Below are 4,695 nucleotides of genomic sequence, written 5' to 3'. Positions count from 1 at the left end.
GGTAGCTTCCGGACCGAGCCGCACGTCGCTCAGGACGGACCAGGCGGCGCCGTAGGAGGCGGGCGCGTCGCCGAAGTCCTCGCCGGTGGACGCGACGAGGGAGAACACGTCGCCGGAGCTAGGGGTGTTGAAGGCCGGGAGCTTCGCGTTCTTGGTGAACATCGCAGTGATGTCGAAGGCAACGGCCTTGACGACGCCGTTCACCCGGACCGAGCCGCAAGCTCCGGTAGCTGCTGAGTCTGGTCCCTCGCCGGTGTCGGTGTTGAGGCAGTTCGGCCCGGCGTCGTGGTTCGCCGCGGTGATCGTGTCGCCCGCCACCGCGAGGTTGTTGCCCTGACCCACCTTGCTGAGGCTGAGGCCGGCGGTGGTCAACCGGAAGACCGAGTGCAGTTCGGACTGGCCGGTGGGCCGACCGTTCACCGTCTGGGTCGCGGCTCCACCGATGCCGGCGAGGTGCAGGATCGGGTCGCGTACCGGTTGGGAGAAGGTGATCGTGACCGTGCCACGGTTACCGCAACTGCCGGTCGAGGCGCATGTGCCGGTGTTGACGACGATGTCCTCGGCGGGAGTCGTGCGCGCGATCGCCGGTGAGTAGGTGCTGTCGGTGCTGCCACGGACCCCGGCGGTCGTTGCATCGAACAACTCTGTCTGACCGGTCACCGAAATCGTCTGAGCCAGCTCCGAGCCCGGCAACTTGGCGATCGCCATCTGCCCTTGACTGAAAGGCTCCCTGGGCACCTGGTACGCAACGGCCGAACCGGAGCCGCCGAGCACCATCACCACCACGAGGGAGACCAACCACTTGCCGGACCGCCTCCCCGCCATTCGCCGCCCTCCCGAGCACTCACGTTTCCGCATGCGTCGGCCACGGGGCGAGCGGGCCAGCGTAGAGCTAACGCTCGACGCCGACACGATGTTACGGGGCAATCACCCAGCGAGTTCGTAGATCCGCACTCGGCCCTCGCTGTGTCGCAGGTGAGCCAGTCTGACCAGCTCCGGCGACTCTGGTCCGTCCCGGAGATCGGCGTACAGCCAGCGCACGTCGTACTGCGTGCGCAGCCGCCGCAGGACTACGGGAGTCGGCGCGGCGATCGCCTCGTTGGTCAGGTCGACGCGGTCCGGCCATGGCGAAGGCTGATTGGTGTAGCGCCGACCGCCGACGCCCTGGCTGGCCATCGCCTGCTGCGTGTAGGCCCAGCCCTCGATCAAGGTGCGACGACCGGCGATGCCACTGACGATGTACCCGCGGGCGTCGCAGCCGGGCCGCTGTGATCCGGCGGGGCGGCAGTAGGTGTTGGTCGCGACCACGTCGGTCGGCCGGGAATTCTTCGCCAGCCACAGCGCGGCGCCCGCCTCGTCCGGATACACCTGCCACAACTTCGAGTTGAAGGTCTTCGCCTGCTTGCCGCCGTTCAGGTGCAGGTTAGAGGCGAAGTTGGTTGCCGATGGCACCACGAGGATGGTGAGCAACACCAGCACTCCCCCGAGCCCGGCCACGACCGTCCAACGTTTGACCAGCACGGGCCAGAGCAGAGCGAGCACCACGGTTACTGCGAAGACAGCTATCAACGGGCGAGCCACCAGCACGACCCGGTCCAGTTGATCGCCGACCGGACGGGTCTTTGCCCACAGCAACACGAACGCGTAGAGCCCACCGAGCAGGACTGCCAGCAGCCCGACCGTGATGGCCGCGTGACGCCTGTCGGCGACCTTCCTCACCCAGCCGGCTGCCATCCATCCGACCGCCGCGAGGCTGAGTGGCACGACGCTGCGGACGAAGTACGACTCACTTGCTGACGGGTGATCGATCAGCAGGAAGCCGGCCCAGCCGGCGATGAGACCGCCGACCAGGAACCACCCGAGGGGATCCTGCCGGAGTTCCCGCCGGCCGAGCAGGCCGTAGCCCGCGGCGGCGGTCGCCTGGGCAACCAGCATCAGACCGAAGACCACGAGAGCGCCGACGACCGACAAGAGGTGCCCGGAGGAGAGAGCGGGCAGGATCAGGCCGCCTTCGCCCGGGTGTGTCGCGTCGCGGGTAGCCGCGCGGTACCCGGCCTGCAGTTTCACGATCGCGAGCAGTTGGATCCCCGAGCCACTGGTGCTGCCGGCAACGGTGAGGAGCGTGCCAGCAGCAGATGCCACCAGCAACAACCCGGCCGCGATGAAGCGAGCGGGCAACTTCCGGTCCCGGATCAGGAGGTAGAGCGCCGACAGCCCGACCGCGCCGACCAGGATCGGCAGCACCGTCGGCTTCGAACCACCGCCGACGACCGCCACGCCCAACGCCAGCACCCACAAACCGGGCCTACGGCTGCCCCGAAAGAGCAGTTCGATCAAGAACACCGCCGCCGCGGTGCCGGTGATCATCCCGAAGGTCTGCGAGGGGCTGACAAGGCTGAGCGGCGGCGCGAGGTCCACGTTCGTGTCGATCAGCGACCCGAGTTGTGGTCCCGCGAGCGCGGCCGCTGCCAGTACTCCGGTCCACCAAACGCGGCTCACCGTCCGGGCCAGCGTTGCGCAGACCAGCAGCGCGACCACGCCCATCGGCAGCAACCACAGCCGGTAGAGCACCTCGATCGGCGACAGCCTGGTGATGTCGACCGCGGCGGCCATGTCGGCGTTCGCGAACCAGTGGTAGTCCAGCGACAGCCCCGCCACCTGCGGCAACTGCGGCGGCACCGACCGCATCAACTCGTTCACCATCGACAGGTGGTAGAGCAGATCCGGATAGTACGCCGTACCGTCCGGCGGCATCGGGTGGTACGCCAGTACGCCGAAGGTGGTCCCACCTAGGAGCACGGTCGCGGCGATCACTAGGCCCCAGGTCCACGCGATCGGCAGTGGGTGGGGTTCGGCGATCCGCCAATGCGAGCGCAGACCTGGCACCGCTGCGAAGGCAACGATCAACAAAGCGGGCCAGACCACTAGCCACTGTTGCCAGCCGAGTGCGGTGAACAGCGCCCACCCGATCAGTTGATAGGTGGCGCCGACGACTGCGCCCAGTCCGACATCTTCAGCCCAGTTCCCGATGCTGCGCCACAGGGCACGGAGGATCAGTACGCCGGGCAGCACCACGCACCCGCCGAAGTACAGGGCATAGCGCGTGATGGACCACAGCGGCACGTCCAGCCGCAGCAGACCGATCACCGCGACGGCAAGCGGGAGTACCCAGGGCAGCAACCGTGCCGCCGGCCGGGTGGTGAGGAGGGTCAAGTTCGGGCCGGCTCCTGCTCGAGGGTCTGATGTCCCTGATCCTCGCGGCTGTCATAGCCGACCAGGAACTGCGGACGCTTCTGACTGGACTGGAACAGCCGGGCCACGTACTCGCCGAGCAGGCCGAGACACAGCAACTGGATCGCGCCGATCACGCCGACCGCGAGCACCGTGGACGTCCAGCCCGGGATGCTCCGACCGGCGAGCTTGATCACCAGCGCCCCCACCACGAACAGGCCGGACAGCAGGCCACCGAACAGGCCGAGCCAGGTCGCCAGCCGCAGTGGTGCAGCAGAGAAGGCGGTCACACTGTCGAACGCCAACCGGAGCATCTTGCTCAGGCTGTACTTCGTCGTGCCTGCGGCCCGCTCTGCGCGCACGTACTTCACCTCGGCACTGGGGAATCCCAGCCACGGGATGACAAGCCGGAACACCCGGCCGTCCTCCGGCAGCCCGTTCACCGCGTCGACCACGCGACGCGACACCAGCCGGAAGTCCCCCGCGTCGAACGGAATGTCCTTGCCGACCAGCCGGCACATCAACCGGTAGTACATCCGCGCCGAGGTCCGCTTGGCCCAGGAGTCACTCGAACGATCCGAGCGGACGCCGTACACGACGTCGACGTCCTGGTCCCGGACGGCGGCCAACAGGTCGGCGATCACCTCAGGTGGGTCCTGCAGGTCGGCGTCGATCGTGACCAAGTACTTGCCACGGGCCCGGCGGAACCCGGCCGAGAGAGCTGCCTGGTGACCCGAGTTCCGGAGCAGGCGGACGAGTCGCAGCTCGGGCCAGTCGGCTGCTGCCGCGAGCAGCATCGACGCGGTGGCGTCCCGGCTGCCGTCATCGACCACCAGCACCTCATATGTCACTCCCAGCCCGTCGAGCAGCGGGTGCATCCGGGCGAAGAACATCGGCAGCACCTCTTCCTCGTCGTACATCGGCACGACGACGGAGAGCTCGGGTACGACGTCCCCCATGACCGGCAAGCCTCCTGAAGCTGATCTAGACCACTAAGTTCTTCTGTTAACGCTCCAAACACCCAAAAAGATGCGCCCAACCAGAAACTGGCAACTAGTTGCCGATGATCAGTCGGCCGCCGACAGGGCGATCGCGCCCGTTCGGCGGGGGTCGCCGACGGCGATCAGGCCGTCGGTGGGGTCCCAGAAGGCGGCGGCCACTCCGCCGAAGTACATGGAGTGCGGCGGCATCGGGCGGGTCGGCAGGTTGGTCGTGCCGGACACCGCGAGGTCGTCCTCGTAGTCGACCACGACCTCCTCGCGGACGCGGACGTGGACCCGGGGATGCTCGACGGCTTCCTGCAGTGAGAGGCCGCCGTGGGTGTAGAGCGCGTAGACCTGCGCGAGGGCGGTCGGGATCCGGTCCGAGCCGGGTGAGCTGATCGCCAGCACCGCGCCGTCGCTTTCGCGGCGGGCCACGCTCGGCGCCATGTTCGAGGTGAGCCGGGTGCCCGGCGCGAGACTG

3 protein-coding genes and 1 pseudogene are annotated in these 4,695 nt (G+C 68.0%); all 4 read right to left on the bottom strand.

Annotation, left to right across the window (positions count from 1 at the left end):
- A pseudogene (locus tag VFG33_RS22720) lies at positions 1-825 on the bottom strand (Ig-like domain-containing protein); the annotation flags it as partial.
- 102 nt (positions 826-927) lie between these two features.
- Positions 928-3,213 carry a hypothetical protein gene (locus VFG33_RS22715; protein WP_325054942.1) on the bottom strand — a complete coding sequence of 762 codons (2,286 nt, stop codon included), beginning with the start codon at positions 3,211-3,213 and terminating at the stop codon, positions 928-930.
- Positions 3,210-4,190, bottom strand: coding sequence for a glycosyltransferase family 2 protein (locus VFG33_RS22710; protein ID WP_325054941.1), 981 nt, complete (start codon positions 4,188-4,190; stop codon positions 3,210-3,212). Before VFG33_RS22710 ends, VFG33_RS22715 begins: the two co-directional genes overlap by 4 nt.
- A gap of 108 nt (positions 4,191-4,298) precedes the next feature.
- A partial coding sequence (locus VFG33_RS22705; RefSeq protein WP_325054940.1) for a gamma-glutamyltransferase occupies positions 4,299-4,695 on the bottom strand: 397 nt, incomplete at its 5' end.

Origin of the sequence: Kribbella sp. (assembly GCF_035687465.1) — a bacterium.
In the GTDB taxonomy this organism is placed as follows: domain Bacteria; phylum Actinomycetota; class Actinomycetes; order Propionibacteriales; family Kribbellaceae; genus Kribbella.
Note: the sequence above shows the minus strand (reverse complement) of the source record. Positions and strands in the feature narration are given on the sequence as shown.

Coding starts and splice junctions, on each gene's coding strand:
- VFG33_RS22710 (WP_325054941.1), bottom strand. CDS start 4,190: ATGGGGGACGTCGTACCCGAGCTCTCCGTCGTCGTGCCGATGTACGAC.